The sequence below is a fragment of the Chamaesiphon sp. GL140_3_metabinner_50 genome, from assembly GCF_025361915.1.
Lineage (GTDB): Bacteria > Cyanobacteriota > Cyanobacteriia > Cyanobacteriales > Chamaesiphonaceae > Chamaesiphon.
In genome coordinates this window covers 1-2,969 of the sequence record NZ_JANYJC010000042.1, presented here as the reverse complement: position 1 = coordinate 2,969, position 2,969 = coordinate 1, and the positions used below count along the sequence as shown (strand labels likewise).

Annotated in this window: 4 protein-coding genes; 3 read left to right on the top strand and 1 reads right to left on the bottom strand. The window is 45.1% G+C overall.

Going from position 1 to position 2,969, the window contains the following annotated elements:
- Nucleotides 1–102: 102 nt before the first annotated feature.
- Complete coding sequence (locus tag Q0R35_RS02165; protein ID WP_295614005.1) at nucleotides 103–1,059, top strand: vitamin K epoxide reductase family protein; 957 nt, start codon at nucleotides 103–105, stop codon at nucleotides 1,057–1,059.
- A gap of 47 nt (nucleotides 1,060–1,106) precedes the next feature.
- Here the strand turns inward: Q0R35_RS02165 and Q0R35_RS02160 are convergent, their stop codons facing one another.
- Nucleotides 1,107–1,262, bottom strand: a complete 156-nt coding sequence (locus tag Q0R35_RS02160) for a hypothetical protein (RefSeq protein ID WP_295614004.1) — start codon at nucleotides 1,260–1,262, stop codon at nucleotides 1,107–1,109.
- A gap of 19 nt (nucleotides 1,263–1,281) precedes the next feature.
- Here Q0R35_RS02160 and Q0R35_RS02155 point away from each other — a divergent pair, with 19 nt between their 5' ends.
- Both Q0R35_RS02155 and Q0R35_RS02150 read left to right on the top strand, forming a co-directional pair.
- Nucleotides 1,282–1,815, top strand: coding sequence for a hypothetical protein (locus tag Q0R35_RS02155; protein ID WP_295614003.1), 534 nt, complete (start codon nucleotides 1,282–1,284; stop codon nucleotides 1,813–1,815).
- A 48-nt stretch (nucleotides 1,816–1,863) separates the two neighbouring features.
- On the top strand, nucleotides 1,864–2,763 hold the full coding sequence (locus Q0R35_RS02150; protein ID WP_295614002.1) for a DsbA family protein: 900 nt from the start codon (nucleotides 1,864–1,866) through the stop codon (nucleotides 2,761–2,763).
- Nucleotides 2,764–2,969 lie beyond the last annotated feature (206 nt).

The following is a 2,969-nucleotide window of genomic DNA, read 5'->3' as shown; positions in this document are numbered from 1 at the left end:
GTTAGGTATTAGGTATTGGGTACTTAGGTGTTAGTGAATTAGCATGAACGGATCGGCAAGACGAATCCTCAAGCCTAAAGCCTAATACCTAACACCTAACCTATGAAACGTCGTCAAGTTCCCTGGATTTATCAATACTCGCGATTGCTGATTGGATCGACTGCGATTTTAGGCATTTGTGTCACTGCTTACCTGACATGGGTGAAACTTAGCCACAACGGCGTATGCGGCTCCGAGGGCTGTCAGATCGTGCTGGCTAGCCCCTTTGCAAATGTTGGTAATTTTCCCCTGACTGGTTTGGGGTTATTAAGCTACATCGCTGTCGCGGTGATGGCATTTGCGCCAACATTAGTCGATCCTAAAACCAATAAAGCAGCACACAATCAGCTCAACAATCTGACTTGGCTGGGGTTGTTCTTAGCTGGCGTGGGAATGGCGGTATTTAGTGGTTATTTGATGTATTTACTAGCATTTGTCATCAAAGCAGCTTGTCCATTCTGTATCGCCTCAGCGATATTTACATTTGTAATTCTGGGACTGACAATATTTGGACGCGACTGGGAAGATGTCGGACAACTCTTCTTTTCTGGTACGGCAGCGGCTCTGGGCGCGGTGCTAGTATCGCTAGTGCTCTATAATACTGCGGTCGGTGGTGGTGGTACCGAAATTACTGCACTGGCTCCGACTACGGCTCCCGAACCGGGGATCGGTTGGGAAATTAAATCTAAATCTGGTGCTGCGGAAGTCGAATTGGCTACACATCTGACACAGCAAGGAGCCAAGATGTATAGTGCTTATTGGTGCCCTCATTGCTACGAGCAGAAGCAATTGTTTGGTAAGCAAGCTTGGGAGCGAGTTACTAATGTCGAATGTGCTGCTGATGCTAAAAAGAATCCGCAGCCAGAACTCTGCGCTAAAGCTGGTATTAAAGGATTTCCCACTTGGGAAATTAATGGCAAATTATCAGATGGGGGAGTCAAAAAACTAGCCAAACTGGCTGAGTTGACTGGCTATAAAGGTAGTGCGGGATTTAAATACGATAAATTGTTTCAACGCTGATAATTGAGAAAGTTGACATTCGAGCTACTTATCGCCAGCACCAGCCGTTAACAATGAAGTAGTAGATTTAGACAAGCCTTGGCTTGCAGGCACTCGTCAATCGAAACATCGAGCTGTAAAGATGGGTGGTGAGTGCGAATTGACGATCGATGTAAAACTTGTGCGATTGCCACAAATAGTTTATATGTTATGGAATCGCTCATCGTAGTTTAATTCTATTTTATGCTGACAAAAGTACGGTCATTTCGATCGACGATCGTGACATCCATCGCGCTGGCGATTGGGAGTATGGCGATTCCCCTGGCTACAGTTCGAGCCAACCCATCGATCCCCACCAGTGACAACGCCATTTTACCTGGGCAAGCGATCGTCAATAACACGGCTAAACCACTTCGTAATAGCCCTAAATCTCTAGCCGCTGCCGAGCCGCAAATAGAGACGGTTTCGGGCACAGCCGAGACACAGCTAGTCGAATATTTGGCGGCTAATCAGATCGAGTTTTATGGTGCTTATTGGTGTACTCATTGTCAGAAACAAAAATCTTTATTTGGTGCCACTGCTGCGGCAAAATTACTATATATCGAATGTGCCGCCGATGGGGAAAATTCTCAACGACAGTTATGTAAAGACAAGAATATCCAAATGTTTCCCACTTGGGTAATTCGTGGTAAGTATTTTACTGGTACTAAAGATTTAAAAGAGATTGCAGCCTTGGCAGGTTATAAAGGTGACATGAAGTTTAAGTATCGCAAATAGTTCTGAATTTGCTGTTCGATTGTATTAACATTACCCCGATATCTAAATATGAATTACTTACTCAGCTTGTGGCGGTTTCCGATTTTATCATTGCTACTATCATCGTTATTTTTAGGTGCTTTGCCCGTCCGTGCCGAATCAATATCGACACCGAACCAAACCCTGGATCGACAAGTAGATCGATCCTCAACGCAGCCATTAGAAACGAGAATTGCGATCGATCGATTAAACGATCTAGAACCTACCCCCACCCAGATACCGACTAAAATTGCTATCGACCAATCGGTAAAAGTTAACCCGCAATTAGAAAAACAAATTCTAGAAGTTATCCGCCGCAATCCGGCTGTGATGCTAGAAGTCTTGCAAAAATATGCGATCGAACAACAAGCCAAAGAACAAAAAGCCCAAGCCGACGCGATAACATTGGCGCGCAAAGACACCAAATCACTTATCGGCGATTCGCCCACAACTGGAGCTAGCAATCGTCAGATTGTGATGGTGGCATTTTCAGATTTTCAGTGTCCATATTGTGCCACTGCCGATAAAAGTGTCAAGCAGTTTATGGCAAAACATAAAGATAAAGTCACCCTAGTTTATAAATACTTTCCTCTCACCCAAATTCACCCCGAAGCTCTCCCCGCCGCGCGTGCTGCTTGGGCAGCGAATAAACAAGGTAAATTCTGGGAATATCACGATGCTTTGTATACCAATCAAGCTAAACTAAGTGAAGCCTTTTACCTCGAAACTGCAACCAGTCTCAAATTAGATCTTAATAAATTTAATGCCGATCGCAAAATTGCCGATAATGCGATCGTCGAAGACTTTAAACTCGGTCGCAAACTCGGCATCGACGGTACGCCTACTTTTATTATTAACGGCGAAGTCGTCACAGGTGCTGCATCTTTAGCCGATTTAGAAAAAGCCTTAGCGCAAGTTGCTAAGAAATAGGTATTAGGTATTAGGTTTTAGGTTTTAGGCTTTAGGGGGAAAGGGTAAAGGGTAAATAAATATCTCTCCGTCCCCCCGTCCCCTCGTCCCCCCGTCCCCCCGTCCCCCACTCTCCCACATCCCATCCCTATGAGCGACACCAACTTAGCCTCAATCCAGCCTGTTATCTGGCGAATTCTAGATGCGAATTTCGATCGAGCGCGGGA